Consider the following 21,625-nt stretch of genomic DNA (forward strand, 5'->3'; position numbering starts at 1 on the left):
CCAGTCGACAGGACCACCCCGCCGACTGGACCTCGGGTGCTCCTACTCCGTTCCTACGGCCGGACCCGGCCGGACGGTTCACGACCGCTCACCGCCGCCGGGGAACCACTGCGTCAGGGCGCTGAAGATGCTGTCCTCCAGGGTTTGCGCGGGGGCCGGCTCCTCGACCTGCGGAGGCCCGTCGGCCTCGTGCGACGGCAGCGGCGTGTTCGACAGGTGCGGGGGCGGGACGTTCGGGGCCCGGGTGTTCGGGGCCTGCCCGTTCGAACCTTGCGGGGCCTGCCCGTTCGAACCCTGCGGGGGCCGGACGCTCGGGGGCGGGAGCACCACCCAGGAGTCCTCGGACGTCCCGCTCCGGGAATCCGACTCGTCCGTCAGGTCCGAGTGGAGCGAGGTGTTGTCCGAGTCCCCGCCGTCGAAGGGCAGGGCCGAGTACCAGGTGTTCGTGGTCGACTCGCGCTGGTGCGGCGCCTCCGGCAGGTCCAGCAGATCCGTGTCCACCGACACGTTGTCCGACTCGTCCCCCAGCCGGGCCCCCTCGTGCAGGTAGAACTCCTCCGGGGCCGTCGCGTACGAGGCGCCCGTGGCCTCCCGCCGGTGGTCGCCCGACACGTCCTCGGGGAGGAGTGTCCGCCTGCCGGTGTCCTGCACCAGGTCCGGAGTGTCGTGGTCCGAACCGTTCCGCGACGGCGAGGGAGCGGAGGAGTCCGACGTCAGGGGCTCGTCGACCGGGGTGTGCGGCAGACCCTCCGTCGGCGCACGCCGCACGGGCGGAACCTGCACGGGCGGGGTCTGCACAGGCGGGGTCTGCACAGGCGGGGTCTGCACCGGCGGAACCTGCACAGGCGGAACCTGCACGGGCGGGGTCTGCACAGGCGGAACCTGCACAGGCGGGCCCTGCACAGGCGGGCCCTGCACCGGCGGAACCTGCACAGGCGGGCCCTGCACCGGCGGAGTCTGCACCGGCGGAACCTGCTCAGGCGGCCCGACCCGGAAGCTCCGGACACCGCCCACGGGGCGGCCCGCCTCGGGTGCCTCCGCCCGCTCCACCCGCGCCGTGGTGGTCACGATGACCACCTCCACCTCGCGCCGGCTGCTCCGGAGCACTCCGCGCAGCGTCCGCTCCAGGCGGTCGGCCTCCCGCACGGCCCGCTCCGCCGGCGCGTCCAGGGTGATCTCGACCCGCCGGGGCGCGGTGCCCTCCGGGGCGAGGACCGTCCGCCGGACGTTCTCCAGCAGCCTGTTGAGGCTGCCGCCGCTGCCGGCGTCGGCGGCCAGCCGGATCGTCGGGTCCGGTTCGGGTGACGGTTCCCGCAGGCTGAGGTCCGCGTCCCGGCGGGGGCCGCCCGAAGCGTTCCAGTGGGTGTTCACCTCGGCCGCCGACAGGTCGCCGTGCTCGCCGACGTGCTCGACCAGGTGCTGGAGCCGGCGCCGGTCCGCGGCCGGGACGGCCTGACCGTCGCGCACCCGGCGGATCTGCTCGAAGGCTCCTCCGTTCGACTCGTCCGCGGCGAGCACGAGCGTCCGGTCCAGGCCCCTGAGCCACCGCACGGCCCGGTCGCCCTCGGTGGTGAGGGAGTCCGCGAGCAGGTCCCGGGCGACCCGGCCGACACCCAGGATCCGGGAGCGGTCGTCCGGAGCGGCCGGGTCCAGCCGCAGCGCCCTCGCGACCGACTGCACCGCCCCCGACGAGGCACCGTGCAGCCGGAGTTCACCGTCGCGCGCGTCCTCGTCGAACCGCAGGTAGCCGCCGGCGGGGACGTCCGCGCTCCCCTTGACCTGGTCGACGGGGATGTCGATCTCGATCGCCATCAGCTCCTGCCGGGGGAGCGTCTTCCCGTCCTTGTGGTAGACCACCTCCACCTCGGCGAAGCCGTGGTACCGCGCGGTGTCGGTCTTGATCTTGGCATTGTTGACGATCTGGCCGCCCTCGCCGGTCGCGAGGTCGGTCCGGTGCTGGTAGGCACCGTCGACGTAGACGCCGGCGCGACCGCCGACGTGCTCGTTGATCTCGCCCTTGCCGCCGCCGGTGAGGCGGACCGCCGCCTGGACCGAACGCTGGGCGTTGGCGCCGTCGGTGACCGAGGTCGTGTTGGTGGGGTTGGACTCCGACGTCGCGTCGGTCCGGACGAACTCCAGCTGCTTGATCCTCACCCTGACCTCCACCCGGGCGTCGCCGGCCAGGTCGGTCGGTCCGATCAGGAGGGTGGAGTTCCCCGGGCCGTGCGTGATCGTCGGCACCGACGGATCGGGAGCCGCGCCCGCGTTCTCCGCCGGGGTGCGCGGAGGGATCGGGGTGACCGGACTGCTGAGACGGCTCGCCAGCGCCACCGGGTCGATCATCCGGTCCACCGTGCCCCGGATCCGGTCCCAGGTGCCCGCGCCGAGGAACTCCTCCGCTCCTGCCTTCAGCTGCTGCCGCGCGTCCGGCCCCATCTCGACCTTCCGGACCACGTCCGTGTCGACGAGCCCGTGCGTCCACACCCGGTCCGGCGGGATCCGGACGGCCTGGCCCGCGGACGTGTGGTCGGTGAGGCCGCGCAGGGCGGCTCCGCGCGGCGCGGTCGCGGCGTCGAAGACGTTGCGGGGGTTGGGCGTGTCGCCGACCGGCGCCCGTTCCCTCGTCTCGGCGACGTCGATGACCGTCTCGATGCCGAGCGCGCGCCGGAAGTAGGCGTGCTTGGTGGCCATCACGAACGGCGGCGTGGTGCTGACCGGTTCCTTCCACTCGACCCGGAAGTGCAGGTCGGCCTCGCCGCTGAAGATGCTCGCGTTGGCGGGCTTCACCTTGGTGGTGTTGCCGGAGCCCGCACGGTTGGACCAGGTCTCCTGGGTGTCGTGCCCGGTCGCCCCGGTCAGCGACCCGCCCGCGTACCAGGGGCCGCCGCTGACCCCCAGCGTGGCGCGCAGCTGGTGGCCGGAGCCCGCCCCGCCGCCGGTCGCCCCGTCGGCCGCCGAGTGGCTGTGCTCGTTCTGGGTCCCGGTGTTGAACTCGGTGGTCTTGGTGCTGCCGGTGTGCTCCAGCGTGCGGACGGACGCGCCGATCCGAATGGTCACGCCCCCGTCGGAGACCACCAGTTCGCGGCCGGACATCATGGTCCTGAGCTGGTCGTGCAGGGTGTTCGGGGTGAGGACGTCGTAGAGCTTGTGCCGGAGGCCGGACCTGCCCGGGCCGGACAGCCACTTGGTGATGTCCCTGCCGCCGAACTCGCCCGGGTCGCCCTGTCCGCGCAGGAGGTCCTTGGCGAAGTCGGGCCTCCTGACGCCGGTGTCCGTGGTGGTGCTGTTCGTGTCGGCACTGTTCGCGACGATGGTGTTCGTGCTGGTGTTGTTCGTCGCGAGGCTGTCCATGCCGAGGCTGTTCCCGCCGGCGCTGTTCTCGTTGGCGTGCCCCGCGCCGGCGTTCCGGTCGGAGGACACCGATCCGGTGCTCCCGTGGGACGGCGCCGCGCCGTTGTTCCGGGCGTCCGGCACGAACACGTTGGTGACGACGTCCGAGGACCCGAGCCGGTGCGTCTGCCAGATCCGGTCCGGGACGGCGCGCGGCGCCTCCACCGGGCTGTACTGCGGCGTGATGACCTCGGCCGCCGCCCGGATGTCGCGGAGCTTCGTGGTGCTGGGGATCAGACCGCCCGTCCAGCCCCGGATCTCCACGTCGAATCTGACATCGGCGTCGGACACGGCGGCCCGCGACACGTTCTTCGCCCGGTTCACCGTGGTGCCCGCGGTCTCCAGGGCGACGCCGGTCGCCGAGTCGTGCCGGTAGGAGTAGTCGACCGTCAGCACGCTCTTGCCGTCCGCGCTCGGCTTGCCGGTCGCACCGACGGTGCCGGTGATGCGTTCCCGCTGGTCGTACGAGACGCCGTGGCCGGTCCGGTTCTGCGTACCGACCTCGATCTCGGCGTCACCCACCTCGCGGCGCAGCACGGGGGCTTCCGTCAACCTGGCCCGGACGACCACCTCGGCCGACCAGCCGGGGCCCCCGACCGGCACCTTGAGCGCCCCGCCCCGGGTGAGCTGGGACAGGTTGGCCTGGAGCGCCCTCGGCCCGAGTTCCTCGGTGAGGGTGCGCTCCAGTTGCCGGGAGACGCCGCCGCGCGCGGCGAAGCGCTTCTCCAGGGCGGCGCGGACGTCCGTGAGCACCTGGGTGCCCCCGCTCCGACCGTCGGGGAGGTCCTTGAACGAGACCACCGAGGAGGCGCCGAGCTGGTTGCGCGGCAGGACGGTGTGGGTCCGCAGGTGCGGCTCCAGGGGCAGTTCGGCCTTCGGGCCGCGAACGCTGAACTCGGTGCTGAAGTCCCCCTCGACGGGGCGCGGAGCGCCCCTGCCCTCCAGGGTCAGGGTCAGGGTCACCCGTCCGCCGAAGACGTCCTGCGCGTCGCGGACCTTGCTGTTCGCGTAGAGCTTGTCCGCGGCGGAGTCGCGGGTGCCGACCCGGACCCGCTCCTGCGAGCCGAGGTCCGCGTTGGCGTAGGGCGCGCCGGTGACACCGGGGAATCCGACGCCGCCCTGCTTGACCTCGTGCTTCCCTTCCTGCCGGCGCTCCGACTCGAAAGTGCTGGTCTCGTTCTGCCGGCTGAGGTCGGCCGCGGCGCTCTGCCTGAGGTACTTCGGGTCCGTGAGCGTGGCGGTGACGGTCACCTTGAGGTTGCGTCCGAGCACCGTGTCCTTGAGGACGCCCGGCTTGCTCTGGTCGAAGGAGTTCAGCTCGAACCGCTCGCCCCGGGTCATCGCACCGAGCCTGGATGCCAGCGCGGGCTGGGTGACGAGCTGCATCACCTCGTCCCGGACGGTCGGCCAGAGGTTCCCGTAGTACTCCTTGCCGGCCGTCTCCAGATCGGTCCGCAGCTTTTCGACGGAGCCGATGTCGCGGACGACCGTGGACTCCGGCAGGCGCTTCCCGACGAGCCTGGCCACCGCGGCCTCGGCCACGGCCTCATCGTGCTGCGGCGGTGCCACCAGGTCCGACCGCGGCATCACCGTACGGAACCCGACCGGGATCTCGACGGGATCGCCCACCTGCCGGTCGCCCTTGTGGACCACGACCTCCAGGTAGCCGTCGCCGTCGAGGATCGCGCCGGGTTCCTTGGTCTTGGTGGTGACCGCGGTCTCCAGGGTCCGGCCGGAGATGTGGATCGAGTCCGACCCCTTCCGGCCGCCGTAGGAAGCGCTGACATTGAGTTCGTCGGGGCCGATCCGGCCACCGCCCTGGATCTGCCGGAGCCCGCTCACGACCTTCCGCCGGAGCCTGGTGACCATGTCGCCCGCGCCGGTGTTGAACTCGGTCTCATTGGTGAGGGCCAGGACGTTCAGTTCGCGGTTGGCGGCCTTCACCTCGATCCGGACGTCGCTGCCGGGGACCCGCAGGACGACGGCCTCGCCGTTGGTCATGCCCTTGAAGTCCTGCTGGAGGCGCTGGTAGCCGAACTCCGCCACGAGCCGGTCGGACAGCAACCTGCGGTTGCTCCCGAGCGCCTCCCTGACGTCGGCGTTCCCGGCCAGGAGGTCGACCACGCCCGCCATCACCTGACGCTGCTGCGGTCGGCCCGGCGGGGTGTTCAGGACCTGCATCTCCACGGTGCCGGCGGCGTCCTCGCCCGGTGCGACGCGCAGCCGCGGCTCACCCTTGGCGTGGACGTCCAGCATGACGTGGGACAGGTGCAGCCGTGGCTGCGTCCGGCGGGCGGGGTCGAAGTCGTCCGGCCAGCCGAGGTGGACGGGGTCGAGGGCGTCGGCGGAGGCCCTGGTCTCGCGCTGCGGGATGCCGACCTCGATCGGGGTCGTCACGACGTTCGCGGCCGCCGGGTCCAGCCGGACCGACAGGTCCTCCGTCCCCCGCCGGCCGGCCGGCTGGTAGCCGACCTCCAGCCGCAGCTTGCCGTCGAACATCTCGGTCACCTCGGTGGTCTTGGACCGCGAGAAGAGGCGCGCCCGGGTGGTCAGGCCCTCCCAGGACATCAGGTCGCCCTGGACGCCGCCCGCGGCCTGGACCCGGAACAGCTTGACGAAGTCGAACCGCCCCTGGAGGCCGAGTCCGCCCCGCTTGCGGCCGCCCGTGGTGGTGCCGAGCGTCACGACGCGGTCGCTGCCGCCCTCGTACTCGAACTTGGCCTTCGCCTTGTCCTTCGACCGGTGCACCAGCTCCGCCACCTCGCCGCGGACGGTGATGGTGCCCTGCCGGGCGTCGGTGCCGACGGGGATGTGCAGGACCTCGCCCCGGGAGAGGGACGACACCTGGGCGCGCAGCCCGGAGTCGCTGAAGAGGCTCTCCGCGAGCGTCCTGGCCAGGGCCTCGCGGTTGACGGTCGCCGGGGGCAGGGCGTCGGCGATCCGCGCGGCGAGGTCGACCGTCAGGACGCTGCTCGGCTCGCCGATGGCGGTCACCATGTGCGAACCGGAGAGCATTCCGGACTCGGTGACGGCCCGCGGCGGCAGCAGGGGCGCCCGCTCGGCGGGCTTGGGCGGGACCGGAGCCACGGCGATCTCGTCCTTGGGCGGGTGCGCGGGCGCCTCCTGGATCTCGTCCTTGGGCAGGTGCGCGGGCGCCTCCTCGACCTCGGACTTCGACGGCCGACTGGTCGAACTCTGCCCCTCCGTCGACGCGTTCCTCGCGGCTTCGGCGTCCTCCATCTCCCTGAACCGCCGGTTGATCTCGGGCAGGTCCAGTTCCTCGGTCTCCCGCTTGCCCGGCACGAGGTTCTCGTCCACAGGGTTGCGGCCGTTGTCCTCGCCCCCGTCGACCGTCCTGGGAGCCTTGGCCTTGCCCTCCGCGTTCCTCCGGATCTGCTGCAGCTCCTGCTCGGTCGGTTCCTCGTCGCTGTCCTGCCTGAGCCGCTCCCGGTCCTGGTCCTGCTCGTCCTCGCTGGCCCGCCTGACCTGCTCCTGCTCGTCCTCGCTCGCCCGCCCGACCTCCTCCTGGTTCTGCTCCCGCTCCCGCCGCTGCCGGTCGAGCCGCTCCTGCTCCTGGCGGCGCTCGGCGGCGGCGACGGCCGAGTAGCCGTCCTGCTCGGTGTGGTCGATGGTGGTCCGGCGGCCGTTCGCCGTGCCGAACTCGGCGAGCGGCGCCCGCCCGTCGCGGACGTCCACGAGCGTGACCCGCAGGTCCAGCGCGGCGGCCGTGAGCACCGCGAAGGCGTCCCGCACGATCCGCGGCTCGACCGCGCCGCCCCCCTCCGTCCCGGGCCGCGCGGTGATCTCCCGCCGCAGGTCCTCGACGAAGGGCTGCCAGTCCGCGGGCTCGATGCCCAGCCGGCGGGCCCAGGCGGTGTGGAGTTCGTGCGCCTCCCGTGCCAGCTCGGGGTTGTCCCGGAACCGCTGCTGGACCAGCTCGTGCAGGGCCCGTTCCGCGGCGGCCGGGTCGGCGGCGAGCCGCCCGCCCTCCTCCTCGCCGAACAGCTTCCGCAGCAGCTGCGGATCCTCCTCGACGAGCGCGCGCAGCAGCGGCGAACCGGCCTCCGGAGCCTCCCCCTCGACCTGAGGGGTGTGCGGCTGCTGGTGCTGCTCGTGCGGCTGCGACCCGGAGGGGTGCAGCGCCTGCAGGGGCGGCTGCTGCGCGGCCGGGGGCCGCCGGCGCTGGGGGGCGAACTCCTGGCCGGGGACTCCTTCGTAGTCGGTGATCTGCCCGTGCCGCAGCGTCCCCCGGATCCGGACGCCGGCGAACTCCCCCTCGAACGGGCTGTTCGGGCCGTCCGACTGGTTGGCGACCATCCGGGCCGCGTATCGGCGCTCGGCCTCGGCCCACTCGGGCGGCAGGCCGCGCCCGGCGTCCTTCGCGAGGTCCTTGTGGAAGTCCGGCGAGAGCTCGGCCGGGTTCTCGTCCTCCTCGCGGGTGCGGGTCGGCGGACGCTCACCGGTGCCGGGGGTGACGGGGGCCCTGAGCGTGGACGCGGGCGGGTCGCCGGCCGGGCCGGCCGCCTGCTGGTCGTCGGTCGGCCGGTGGACGAGGTGCTGGCCGTCCCGGACGATGCCCTCGATCCGGACACCCCTGGACCGGCCGGTCCAGTGCACGCTGCCGTCGGGCAGCCGCGTCGAGCTCGTCCGGTTCCGGTAGGCGTAGTCCACCCGCTCCAGGGTGTCCTCGGGGCCCCAGTCCTTCGGGTAGAAGGTGTGGCCCTGTTCGTCGGCGCGGCGGTGCCAGCGGGACGGGAACCGGCTCATCGGCGAGCCCGGCGCGACGGTCGGGTCCAGGAAGTAGGCGTGCGCCCGCCTGGTGTCGTTGCTGTTGGTGATCAGGTCGGGCCCGACGTACAGGCCGCGGTCGGCGAGGTGGTCCGGCCTCGGCCGGTCGTTGTGGAAGCCGGTGAGCGTGTGCCGGTCGCCGTAGCGGTTCAGTTCGTCGACCCGGTGGCCGAACGGCGTGACCCGGACCTGCGGGACGAACGTGGTCGCCTCGAGTCCGTGCTGGTTGTCGGAGGGCCGGAACCAGATGAACTCGCCGCCCAGGATCTCGCCCTCGATCCGCACGCCGCCGTACTCGCCGGTCCACCGCTGCCGGCCGTCGACCGGCCCGGTCACGCCGTTGGTCCGCCGGGCGTCCAGGTACGCCTGCTTCGCGTTGTACACCGCGTCGTCGGCGTCCCAGTGGTCCGGGAACATCATCCGGTACCGGTCGCCGGAGCGTCGGCCGTCCGCCGGACCGCCGACGTCGGTGCGGTAGGTGCCGTTCGGGTTCTCCGAACCGGGCACCGGCGGCAGCCGGCGGCGTCCGGAGGCGGGCGGCGCGGGCAGGTGCCCGCCCCGGCCGTCCTGTCCGTCCTCCAGGGAGGTCCGGCGGGCGTCCTCGCCGAACTCCGCCCGCCGCTGCTGCGTGCCGGGCGGGGTCACCGCCGGGGGCCTGCCGAAGGCCCGGTCGAGCACCGCGCCCAGCTGGTCGAGGTGGTGCGGCCGCACGGCCGCTTCCGGCATGTCGGTGCCGATGTCCTGCCGGGGATGGGCCGCGTCGAACGAGGGTCGGCCGTACCGGTCCAGCGACGCGGAGCTCATCAGCCCGAGCCCGGGGTAGACGGGACGGGGGTCGCTGCCCGGCCGGCGGTACTCGTCGTCCAGGCCGAGCAGGTGGCCGATCTCGTGGGCGATCACCCGCGGATGGCTCTCCACCCCCCAGGTCCCGGAGTCCTCCGGGACGGTTCCGTCCCAGAGTCCGACGGTGTGGTGCGGCGCCTCGGTCGGGCCGACGAACCGGACGGCCACCTCCAGCCGGGAGCCGTCGGGCAGCCGCTGGCCCCGGTCGTAGACCTGACGCAGACCCGTCTCGGCGGAGAGGTGCACGTGTTCGATGTCCCAGGTCCGCCGCGCTCCGGTGCTGGTCAGCCCGTCCGTGTCGAGATGCACCCGGACGGTCAGCACGGTCCGGGTGTCGCCGTCGGGGTCCATCACCCGTCGGGCCTCGAAGGCCTGGATCCGCTGGGCCTGCAGGGAGGACAGGAACCTGCCCTCGGGCGTCCCGGTGTCGGGCGGCCGCACCTCGACCGTGCGCAGCACCCGGCCGGGCGCGGGCGGCGGCACCGGGGAGGCCGAGGCCTGGTCGCCGAACCGCTGGCCGGACGGGGCGTGGTAGTCGAGGATCCGGCCGTTGTCGACCAGCAGCCTCATCCGGACGCCGGCGAACTCGCCCTCGACGATCGCCTGCGTCCGCAGGCGGTCGCGGTGGTAGTCGCTCGCCCTCAGCACCTGCTCCGCGGCGTGGTGGCGCTCGTCCGCGATCCACTCGCGGGGCAGGCCGAGACCGCTGTGCACGAGGGCCTGGGGCTCGAACAGGCGGCGGTCGAAGCGGGGCGGCACCGGCCGCAGTTCGGGGGCGGCCGGCGGATCGTCAGGATCCGGGAACCGGAGCATGGGCGCCGACTCTCCGTCCATGCCCTCCCGGACGTGCTCGGTGCCGTGGAACACCGCGTCGATCAGGCCCTGCTCGTGCTCCCGCTGGAGCGCGGCCGGGAGGGTGATGCGGCCGACTCCGATGTGCCAGGAGGCTTCCTGCGGCGAGTCGGTGAAGTCCAGGGTCGCCCGCAGCTGCCGGTGGGCGGTCGAGTCCTCGAAGAGCCTCTCGACGTGGTCCGTCAGCCGCGCCCGCACGGATTCGGCCTGCCCGGGCGTCATCCCGCTGGTGTCGAGGTGGACGGGGAGGACGAGCAGGTGCACCTCGTGGCCGCTGTCGAGCAGGCCCCACCGTGCACCGAAGCGGACGCCGCCCAGGTCGATCTCCGCCTCCTCCGACATGTGGAGCTGGCGGGAGTCCGTCCAGTCCGGGGCAGTGCTGTCGGGCCGGTGGTCGGCCGGGCCGTGAGCGAGGATCTCCTCGCCCCGGGAGATCCCGGTGATCTCCACGCCGTCGTGGACGCCGGACCAGCGGTGCCGGCCGTCCTCCAGGTCGAGCCGCCGGTCCGGTCGTGCCGCGACCGTGCGGGCGGCCTCGGCGATCCCGTCGGCGCTCCAGTGCGCGGGATAGGCCAGGGGCCCGCGGGGGTCCTCGGGGGACCACCAGCGGGACGGGAAGCGGGAGAGCGGGGATCCGGGTTCCACGGCGGCGTCGAGGTGGCCGAGGGTCTGCTCGCGGACGCCGTCGGCGCGGACGTGCTCCCCGATGACCGTGCTCTGCCGGATCGGCCCGTCGAGGTGGGACGGCGGTGTCGGGGCCACCAGGTCGGTGAGCGGCGGGGCCCCGGTCTCCCGCACCGGCGCGGCCACCGGGGTGTCGTCGCGGAGGAGGACCTGGGTGGCGGTGTTGTGCGGGCCGAACCCGGCGGCGACCGCCCCGGCCTCGTCGACCACGACCATCCGCACTTCGAAGGTGTGGGCCAGCAGCGGGGCGAGCGCCCCGCCGAGTCCGCCGTCGCCGTCGAGCGCGGGGTCCCAGTTCAGCAGTCCGTGCCGCAGGCCGCGCAGGGCGTCCGCGGTCGCGGAGTTCGGTTCCAGGTCCGGACGGAAGCCGGCCACCACCTCGCGCGGGAGGTCCTCGGGTCCGGTCCGCTGGAGGTACTCGGCCACCTCCGCCATCATCAGCCGGTGGACCTCCGCCGGCGGGGCGTCCTCGGGCAGCCCGAAGTACTGGCGGAGGCCGTCGGGGTGCGCGTCGGCGACCGTCCGCAGCAGCCCGACCGGGTCGGGGGCCTCCAGCACCGGGCCGTCGGCTCCGGGCGTGAGGAGGACGGGGACGTTGGCCGGACCGGCGGCGTGGGTCTGCGGGGGCACGTGCAGCTGCGGCACGTCCCGCTGGTCGCCGACGCCCTCCACCCCGACGATCAGCCCGTCGTGCAGCTCGACCCGGATCCGGACGCCCTGGTAGGACCACTCGACCACGCCGTCGTCCGTGCCCTGGCCGGCCGCGTCGTCGTGCTGGGTGACCGCCCAGTCCGCGATCCAGTGGGTGTCGTGGGCCGTCCACTCGCGGGGAAGGCTGCGGTCGGCCGGGAGGTCGCGCGGGTCGGCGGCCCAGGCCCCGGGCGAGAAGGCCGCTTCGAGCAGCCCCAGGTCGGCCATCGGCAGGAGGTCGGCGGGCGGCGTCTCGCCCGGCCGCAGCGGCCCGGGCTCGCGCAGGTCGGCGGGGCGGGCGGCGGGGCCCGCGGCGGCGAAGAGCTCCTGGTGGGTGGGGGCGAGATGGGTGAGGAGGCCGTGCACCACCCCGGCGAAGCTGTCCTGCCCGCCGTGCACGACCAGCGGGCCGAGGACCTCCACGAGACCCGGCTGCGCGCCCTGGCGGACCCGCACGGCGGTGAACGCGACGGCCGGGTCGGTGACGAACTCCACCCTGACGTTGAGCAGGACCGGCGGTACTTCGCCCTCGGGGACGCCCTGCATGGCGCGATCCTGGACGAAGGCGGCCACGTCCCGGTGGATCCGAAGGCCCGCCGCGTCCCGCTGCTCGGCCGTCATGGCCGGATCGATGTCCGGGAGGACCCGCACGGTGATGTCGAGACCGACCTGGTCGGAGTCGAACAGCACCCGCCTGGCCGGCAGCGGCCGGCCTCCCACCAGGACCTCGGAGAACTCGGTGACCGCCCGCACCCGGTTGCCGTCCCAGACGGTCATCGGCTGCGCGTCGGTGGGCCGGTGGGCCAGGTGGGCGCCGTCCCGGGAGAGGCCCTCGATGCGGACGCCGCCCGCCTCGCCCACCCAGTAGACCGTCCGGCCGTCCGCCTGGGGCACGGCGTGCAGGGCGTTGCTGTAGGCGTGGTCGACGTTGGCGAGCAGCTCCGTCGCCGTCCAGCCCCGGGGGTACATGGTGCGCCGGCCCCTGGTGGCCGCGTCGGTGCGCCAGCGGGTCGGGATCTCGGCGAGCGGGGAGCTCGGGGCGACCGTCGGGTCCAGGAAGTACGCCTGGGCCCGGTAGGTGCCGTTGTGGATCGGGTCCGAGCGGTCGGTGACCATCGCGCCGTGGCCGCGGAGCACCGGATTGGGGTCGGAGGACACCGCGGTCGGCAGGGCGGGGTTCACCGTGGCGACCGGGGTCACCTCGTGGTGCAGACCGGTGAGGTGCTGCCGGTCGCCGTAGCGGGCGACGTCCTCGGCCAGCTGGCCGAAGACCGGGACCGGGCGGCGCGGGGCGTTGCGGGGCGGCGGCGCCGGAGTGCCGCTGCCCGGCGGGGGCAGCTGGGCGCCGAGGTCGGTGGTCACCGGGTTCGGGCGGGGCTGGGCGAGCGACTCCCGCAGGTCGGCCACGGTGCGGATGTCGGCCGCCCCGGGCTGGACGTCGGACGGCCGGAACGACCGGAACCGGCCGGCGCGGAACTCGCCCTCGATCCGCACCCCGGCGTACTCGCCCGTCCACCGGTGCAAACCGCCGGGGACGGCCACCACGCGGCCGGTCCGGCGGGCGTCCAGGTACGCCTGCTCGGCGGCGTACACGGCGTCGTCGGCGGTCCAGTGCCGCGGGAACATCCGCCGCCGCACCGCGGTGTCGGAGGAGAGCAGGTCGCCGGCGACCGCCGGGCCGGCCACGGTGACGGCGCGGCGGCGGCCGTTCGGGCCGGTGGCGCCGGCCTGCGCCGGCTCGAACTCGACGTGCAGCACGCCGTTCTCGTGCCGTTCGATCAGCGCCCACGGCCTGCGGCGCTCCGCACCGGTCGGCGGGATCAGGTGGCCGCCCGACGTGCGTCGGTCGCCGTACAGCGAGAGCTGCCGGGCGTCCAGGTCGAAGGCGGCGCGCGGCGGCGGCGTGCCGGCGTCGTGCGGCGGCACGACGTGGGTGCCGAACGCCCCGTCGATCGCGGCGCCCAGCTCCCTGAGGTTGCGCGGGGCGAGCGTCTGGTTCTGGATGGTGCCGTCCGTGCCCGCCATTCCGGCGTCCTGGTCGTAGCGGATCCGGCCCTCGGCGAGGAAGCCGGGGCCCATGATGCCGCCGTCGGGGTAGGCGGGCCGGGCGCGGCGCTCCGGGTGGGCGACGCCGTTGTCGTCGGTGCCGGGGATGCGGCGCTCGCGGTACTCGTCGGCCATGCCGAACAGGTGGGTCATCTCGTGGGCGAGCGACGGCTCGTCGGTGTCCAGGCCCCAGCGGGCGCTGTCCTCGCGGAAGGCGCCCGGGTAGACGGTGACGTGGTGGTGCGCCTCCCCGGGGGTGTCGACGAACTCGGTCCGGACCAGCAGGACGTCGCCGCTGGGCAGCCGGTGGCCGATGTTGAGGCGGTTGTCGAGGGAGCGCCGGGCGCGCTGCCGCAGCGCGGCGACGGCTTCCGCGGTCGCCCGGCCGTCCGGGAGCTGCCCGGTGTCGAGGTGGATCCGCAGCACGAGCTCGGTCGCGGCCTCGCCGGTGGTCAGCCGGCCGCGGCGGGCGTCGAAGCCGCGCAGCTCGGCGCCGCCGGACGGGCCCAGCAGCCTGGGGTCGCGGGGCGGTCCGACGGTCACCGGGAGGGTCTCGGCCAGGAAGCGCGGGGCCTGCGGCTGGTGCGGCGGGACGTTCGCGGCCCCGTCGTCGGAGCCCATCTCCGAGTCGAGGTCGGAGTCCCGGTCCGAGTCCATGTCGGTGTCCCGGTCGGACGCCTCGTCCCGGGGGGACAGCGGCTCCTCGTCCATGTCGTCGGAGCTGTGCAGGGAGTCCGTGTCGTCGCTGTCGGACTCGTACACGTAGTCGGAGTCGTCCATGTCGTCGTCGGAGTCGTCCAGGTGCTGCTGCGTGCCGTCGTCGGCGGCGTCCTGGCGCGGTGCCAGGGGGGCGTTGGGCTCCTCGGGGCCCGGGCGACGCGATGCGTTCGACCCGGTGCCCGACCCGGCGTCCGACCTGCCTCCGGGCTCCGGTACGGCGCGGGTGAGCTGGGGCGGGAACGTCCCGTCGCCGACCACCTCGACGCCGACGATCCGGTTCCGCTCGTCGCGCACCAGCCGCAGCGTGACGTCCTGGTGCTCCAGCACGTCGAAGGTGTGGCCGGCCGGTCCCCCGTCCACCGGCTGCCGCCGGAGCGTGAACACGCCGTCCGCCTCCGCCCGCCCGAGGTGGTCCAGGGCGTCCGCGCGGGTCCAGTGGACCGGCAGACCGGACGACACCGGGGCCCAGTCGGCGGGCAGGTGGTAGCCGCTGTCCGCGCCGGGGCTCTCCGAGGCGCGCCAGCTGACCGTCTCCGGTCGCCGCGCCGTCCCGGGGCTGTCGGGCTCGCGCAGCGGCACCGCGGCGGGGCGCGGGTCCCCGTGCGGCGTCCAGCCGTCGGCGGGGGCCCGGTCGCGGGCGTGGTCGGCGAGGTCCCGGAGGTCGGTGAGGCGGCCGTCGATGTCGGGCATCAGACGGCCCAGCGCGACGCCGTCCGCCGGGAGGTCCGCGGTGACGTCCGCCGTGCGGTGGCCGGGGCCGTCGTGGTCGACGAACTCGGCGACCACCCGGACCAGTCGGCCGTCCGAGTCGCGGACGTCCGCGGTGAGCCGGTCGGCGGCCTCCTGCACGGCGGCCCGGTAGGCCGCCGTCTGCTGGGGCGTGGCATCGGCCGGGAAGCGCAGGCGGACCGGTACGTGGAGTTCGACGCCCTGCTGCCCGGCGGCGAAACGGACGTGCCGGACCGTCAGTTCGGAGTCCCCCGGGCCGTACCCGACCGGTCCGCCCGTGGCGGACCGCTCGACGACCTCCTCGTCGTGCCAGCGGCTGATCGGCTGGTCCGCGGTGGGGCGGTGGACCAGGTGGACCCCGTTGCGGGTGAGGCCCTCGATCCGCACCCCGTCGTGGGTGCCCACCCAGTGCTCGGTCCCGTCGCCCGCCGGCTGCGGGTCGAGCCGGTTCCGGTAGGCCTCGTCGACGGCCCTCCGAATGGTCGACGGCGTCCAGCTGTCCGGGTACATCGTGTGCGGAGCGTTGTCGGCGCGACGGAACCAGCGGGTCGTGAACGTCGCCAGGGGCGCGTCCGGGCCGACCACCGGGTCGAGGTACCAGACCTGTGCCCGGTAGGTGCCGTTGTCGTTGGTGTGCAGCGCGGTCGCGTCCACCTGGACGCCGTGCACGGTGGCCACCGCCGCGGGGGGACGGCTGTGGACGCCGGTGAGCGCCTGGCGGTCCCCGAACAGGACGTGGTTCTCGCCGTGCAGCCCGAACCGCCGCTCGCCCAGGTTCGGCGGCTCGAAGGTGGGGGTGGCGATCCCGTCCTGGTCGTCGGAGGGACGGAAGGCGCCGAAGACCCCGAGCGTCACCTCGCCCTCGATCCGCACCCCGCCGTACTCGCCGGTCCAGTGGTACGTGCCGTCGCTCTCGACGACCCGGTCGGTGCGGCGGGCGCTGTGGTACGCCTGCTCCGCGGCGTAGACGACGTGGTCCGCCGACCAGTGCGCGGGGAACATCGTGCGGGTGACCGGCTCCCGGCCGGCGTCTCCCGTCCACATGTTGCCGGCCGTGTCCAGGTGCCGCGGGGCCGGGCCCGGGTCGGCCGCGAGGACCCGGAAGGTGCCGTTGCGGTGCTCCGAGCCCGGGACCCGCTCCGGGCGGGGCCCGGGCTCGGCGGGCCCGGGGTAGAGGTGGCCGCCACGCCCGCCGGGGCCGCCCTCCAGCGCGGTGCGCCGGGCCTCCTCGCCGAAGGCGGCGCGCGGCGGCGGCCCGCCGGGCGTGGCGGGGCGGCGGGGTGCGCCGAGCGCGCCGTCGACGACCGCGCCGAGGTCGCGCAGGTAGCGCGGCGGCAGGCCCTGCGCGGGGTGGAAGTCCGCCGTGCTGCGGTCCAGGCGGTCCATGTCGGTCAGGAAGTGGCCGTACCGGTCGGTGTTGTGGGCGGTCATCAGCGCGCCGTCCTGGTACACCGGCCGGGAGTTCCACGCGGCCTCGCGGTACTCGTCCGGCAGGCCCAGGGCGTGGCCCAGCTCGTGGGCGAGCGTGCGTTCGTCGGAACCGAGGTTCCAGTTGTGCAGGGACTCCCGGTTCGTGCCCTGGTGCACCCTGGCGTCGAGGTGGGCGTCCTCCGGACGGTCCACGAAGGTCACCTCGACCCGCAGCAGGTCGCCGTTGGGCAGCCGCTGGCCCCGGTTGAAGTGCTCGCCGACGCCGTTGACGGCCCGCTGCCGCAGGCCCTGCAGCCCGGCCTCCAGCTCGTCCTTGGGCAGGGTGAGGCCGGCGGTGTCGAGGTGGACCCGCAGGCGCAGCACGGTCTCGGTGTCGCCGTCGGCCAGCCGGACCCGGTCGGCCTGGTAGGACTGCCACTGACGGCCCGACATCCGCAGGCCGAAGGCGTCCCGGGGCGGTTCGACCTCGGCGGTGGAGAGGATCCGGCGCGGGCCGGAGCCGGACGCCGGCAGTTCGGCCCCGGGGCCGGGCCGGGACACCGAGAACCCGGCGATCCGGCCGTCGGCGGACATCGAGACCCGCACGACGGCGCCCGCGACGGTGCCCTCGATCACCTGGCCCGCCACCTCCGTGGACCGCCGGGGGACGAGCACGCCGGGCACGGCGCCGGTCGCGACCGCGTGGGCCGCGTACCGGGCGTCGTCGGCGGTCCAGGTCGGCGGGACGCCCTGGCCGGGCCGGTCCCACGCCGCGTCGGTGAAGCCCCGGCGCATGAACGGCAGGTGCTCTGCCATCAGGTCCGCGGTCCGCGGCGGCCCGGCCGGGTCGGCGACACCGGGCTCGCGGAGGCTTCCCGGCACCGGGTCCGGCAGCGGCACGTCGAGCGGGGTGTCGGGCAGGTTCCTGGCGAACGTATCGGCCACCAGGTCCAGCGCGCTGTCCCCGCCCGCGTCCAGCAGCGGCCCCAGGTGGTCCCGCAGGACGGGCTGCCCGCCGGCGGTGGGCCGGGCGCTGGAGAACGCCCCGGCCGGGTCGTCGGTGAACTCGAGCCGCAGATGGACCGGCGTGGACGGGGCCTGGTCCCGCACCAGGCGGTCGGCGGCCTCCTGGAGGCGCTGCCGGTAGGCGGTGACGTCCGCGGGGGTCATGCCCTCCGACTGCAGGTGCAGACGGACGCTCACCTCCAGGCCCGCTTCCCGGGTCCCGAACAGGGCCCTCCGGACGGTCACCGGGAGCCCCCCTCCGACCGTGTTGACGGAGGATTCCGTGCCGCGGGCGACCACCGTGTCGGGGTAGCCGTCGCCGTAGCTGCCGCCCCGCCAGGCGACCTGCCGGTCGAGCGGCCGGTGGACCAGGAGCTGTCCGTCCCGGACCAGTCCCTCGAACCGGATGTTCCACGCCTCGCCGACCACGTGCTCGGTCCGGCCGTCGCCGAGCGGCACCCGCCGGCCGGGGTTGACCAGCAGCGCCTCCTCCGCGGCGAGGCGGACGCTCGCGGCCGGCCAGTTCGCCGGGTAGTGCATCGGGTCCTCCGCCGCGTCCGCCCGCCGGTGCCAGCGGCTCGGGAGGTCGGCGAGCGGGGAGTCCGGCCGCAGGGACGGGTCCAGGAACCAGACCCGGCGCCGCGCGGTCCCGTTGGGGTTGACGGTCCGCGCCGGATCGAGCCGGAGGCCGTGGGCCGCGCCCGTCGGCGGGTCGAAGGCGTGGTGCACACCGGTCATCGAGCGGCGGTCCCCGAACTCCTCGGGCCGCCCGAAGTCCTCGGGGCCGGGCGGCGCGGGCCGCCTCGGCGCGTACGGCGGCGGGGCCTGCGTCCCCTGGTCGGCCGCGGGCCGGAAGCCGGTGATCAGGCCGTCCTGCTGCTCGCCGACGATCCGCACGCCCGCGTACTCGCCCTCCCAGCCGCGCGCGTCCGGGTCCGGGTCGCGGGTGCGGGCGTCCCGGAACGCCTGCTCGGCGGCGTACACGACCTCGTCGGCGGTCCAGTGCGGGGGGAAGAAGGTCCGGCCCTGCTCACCGCTGTCGGCCGACGGTTCCAGGTGCACGGTCCGGTTGCGGTTCTCCTGGAACTGCCCGTCGGTGTGGGCCCGGCGGACGGTGTCGCGCAGCAGGTGCCCGCCCGCGCCCTCGGGGCCGCCGGTCCCGTACAGCGAGGTGGTGCGGACCGTCGGCGCGACCAGCGGAGGCACCGGGGCGGCGGTCGGGCCGTCGGGGCCGTGGTCCGGGGCGAAGGCCTCGTCGACGGCCGAGCCGACCGTGCGCAGCCGCTGCGGCACCGGGCCCTGGACCGGCCGGTCGACTCCGCCCTCCCGGTACACCTCGCGGGAGCGGTCGTTCAGGCCGAGGACCCGTCCGATCTCGTGCCCGAGGGTGTCGCGACCGGCCCGCAGGCCCCAGTTCGCGGTGTCCTGGCGGACGGTGCCGTCGTGCAGCCGCACCGTGTGGTGGGCGGTGCCGGGCGCGTCGACGAACTCGACCCGCACCCGCAGCACGCTGCCGTCGGGCAGCCGGTGGCCGCCGTTGTAGGCGTCGGCTACGCCGTCCAGGGCCCGCCGCTGCAGGGCGGCGACCCGCTGGACGGACTGCTGCCCCAGGCCCGTGCCGTCCAGGTGCAGCCGCAGGACGAGCTCGGTGGCCCGCTCCCCGGTGGGCAGGGTGCCGCGCCGGGCCTCGTGGGGACGCAGCGGGGAGGGCGCCTCGTTGGCGGCGCGGGGGCCGGCGGGCGGGTTGACGGTCCGGGTGGTGTAGTCGGGCCGCAGGTCCGAGCCGCCGGCCGCGTTCGGCAGGTGCGTCGGGTGCGCCGGTGCGGACGGCGGCACCGGGAGCGGGACGGGCCCGGGGTGGACGGTGGCCGTCTGCTGGTGGGGCGGCACCGGCTGCGGGGTGTCCTGGTGCCCCGGGCTGCCCGGACTGCCCGGACCGTTCGGGTTGCCGGGGCTGCCCTGGTTCTCCAGGCCGCTCGGGGCGGGCTCGCGCTGCGTGGTGGACGGCGGGACCGGGAGGTCGGTGCTCGAGGCGGTCGGCGGTGCGGGGCGCGCGGGGGCGGGGTCCAGGCCCGGTGCGGGCGGGTCGGACGGCGGGCCGCCGGCCGGCTTCGGGTGCGGCACGGGGGCCGGCGCGGCGGAGGACGTGGGGACCGTCGCCGTGGCCGGGTCCGGCGCGGCGGAGGCCGTGGCCGTCCTCGGGGGCGCGGTGGACGTGGACGACGTGGACGTGGAAGTCGTGGACGTGGGCGACGTGGAGCTCTCGGACGAGGTGGAGGTCGTCCGGACCGGCGAGGGGCGAGTGGTCTCGCCGGTGGTCGGATTCGGCTGCTGGCGCTGGGTCTGGCCCTGCCCCTGCGTCTGGGTCTGCCCCTGCTGGTGGCCCTGGCCCTGCGTCTGGGTCTGACCCTGCTGCTGACCCTGGCCCGGGGTCTGCGTCCGGACGTTCTCGCCCCCGTGCGAGACGGTACCGACGGGCGCCGGCGCGGTCGCCCCGGGCATCCACTCGTCGAAGGCGTCCTCCAACCGCACGTGCTCGAGGGTCTCCTTGAACACCTTCGCGTACTCGACCGCGTCCGGGTCGTCCGGGGTCTTGAAGACGTCCTCGATGTCCCCCCGGCCGAAGGCCTCGCGGAAGAGGTCGCGGATGTCGTCGGCCTCGTCCCGGAAGACGTGCTCCAGGTCGGCGTTGCCGAACGCGCGGTGGAAGGCCGAGGCGATGTCGCCGTCCGCCGGACCGCCCTCCCCCCGGGAGAAGCCCAGCAGGCGCTCGTGGCCCCCGGAACCGCCGTCCGACCCGAGCTGCGGTCCGAGCCGGGGCACCGGGAACGGGGCCGGGTTGCCGGACAGGTTGCTCAGCAGGGCCAGGATGGTCAGCGGGTGGTGCGGCGGGAAGTACTTGGACTGGCCCTCGGCGATCGCCTTGAACTGGGTGTCCCGGACCCAGTCCATGTACCGCCCCATCAGGGGCGTCGCGGCGTGGTGCAGCCCGCGGGCCATCAGGCCCATGGCCATGCCGGAGCCGAAGGTCGCGAGGGTGGTGGTGAACTCGTGCTTGTCGGTGAAGAGGAGGTTGTAGAAACCCTCGGTCAGGTTGCCCTGGACGCCCTCCTTGAGCTGCTCGCCGATCGCGTAGCCGAGGTGGAACATCCGGTTGCCCTGCGACATGTGCTCGCCGACGTCGACCATCCGGTCGGCGAGGGCACCGACGCCGCGCTCGCCGAGCTTCTTGCCACTGTTCTCCAGGACCTCGCGCAGCCCGGCGCTCAGCGCGGCGTGGTCGACGCCGCTCTTGCCCCAGCCCTTGACGAAGGCCTCGCCGAACTCCCGGCCGAGCTTCTCCGCGGCCACGTCCCCGAGTTCGCCCTTGAGGTGCTTCTTGAAGCTCCCGGCCAGGCTCTCGACGAACTTGTCCGCCGCCGAGCCCGCCCCGGCCTTGCCGAAGCCGTGCCGCAGGAGGTTCTCGTTGGACTCCAGGATCGATCCCAGGTCGCGTGCGAAGGCACGGGAGCCTGCCTTGTTCAACCAGGTGCCGGTCCCCTCGGTCGCGGTCGACTTCAGGGTCACGCCCGCGACGTCCCCGAGCGTGCCCTTGCTCCCCTTGGCCACGCCCTCCAGGCCGGCCTTGAGTGCCTCGTTCAGCGCCTTGCGGTCACCGTTGATCATGAAGTCGGACAGCTTGTCGGCCGCCACCCGGCCGCCGCTCTTGCCGAGCAGCCGCCCCAGCAGCTTGCCCAGGCCCATGCCGATCAGGTTGAGCGGGCCGGAGATCACGCCGCCGATGACACCGAACAGCACGGCCTGCTTCAGGGCGTCCTTGTCGATCTCCTTGCGGTTGCCCTGGCCGATCTGGATGTTCTGGATGACCAGGTCCATCGTCAGGCCGCTCATGATGCCCGCGAAGGTGTGCAGCAGGATCGTCTTGAAGAGGAACTTCATCAGCGTCTTCAGCACCTCGCGGGTGAAGATCGTCTTCAGGGTGATCCCGGCGAGGCTGGCGCCGAAGGTGAACGGCGCCCAGAGGATGGCCAGCGCGATCTCCAGCAGCAGCTGGACGAGCTGGGCGATGGCCATCCACTTGGTGTACTCGGCCGCGGTCGCCACGTCGTTGGCGCACTTCGCGAGCGCCTCGGCGGTCTTGGTCGCCGAGGCGATGTAGTCCGACGCACCGGTATCGCCGATGAACTGGCGCATCTGCTCGGAGAAGGCCTGGGCGGCCTGCCCCTCGAACTGCTGCCGCGCCTTGATTGCGACCTCGGCGATCAGGCGCCGCAGCTCCGGCAGGTCCTTGGCGAGCTTCTGGTAGGCGTCCCGGACCTCGCGGAGGTCCCCCTCCCGGATCTCCGGCCAGGGCATGCCGGTGACCTTGGAGAAGAAGTCCGCGGTCGTCTTGTCGACCACGATCGACGAGTAGGGCACGTGGATCAGCCTGCCGTTTCCGGTCGTTCCAGGGGGTGGTGCGGGTCCT

1 protein-coding gene is annotated in these 21,625 nt (G+C 74.5%); it reads right to left on the reverse strand.

Features of this window, described 5'->3' with window-relative positions:
* Positions 1 to 78: 78 nt before the first annotated feature.
* Entirely contained in the window at positions 79 to 21,576 is a 21,498-nt protein-coding gene (locus ACIPYS_RS06250) for an EndoU domain-containing protein (RefSeq protein WP_400743777.1), read from the reverse strand.
* Positions 21,577 to 21,625 lie beyond the last annotated feature (49 nt).

It is taken from the genome of Kitasatospora sp. NPDC089913 (assembly GCF_044748625.1).
Taxonomy (GTDB): Bacteria; Actinomycetota; Actinomycetes; order Streptomycetales; family Streptomycetaceae; genus Kitasatospora.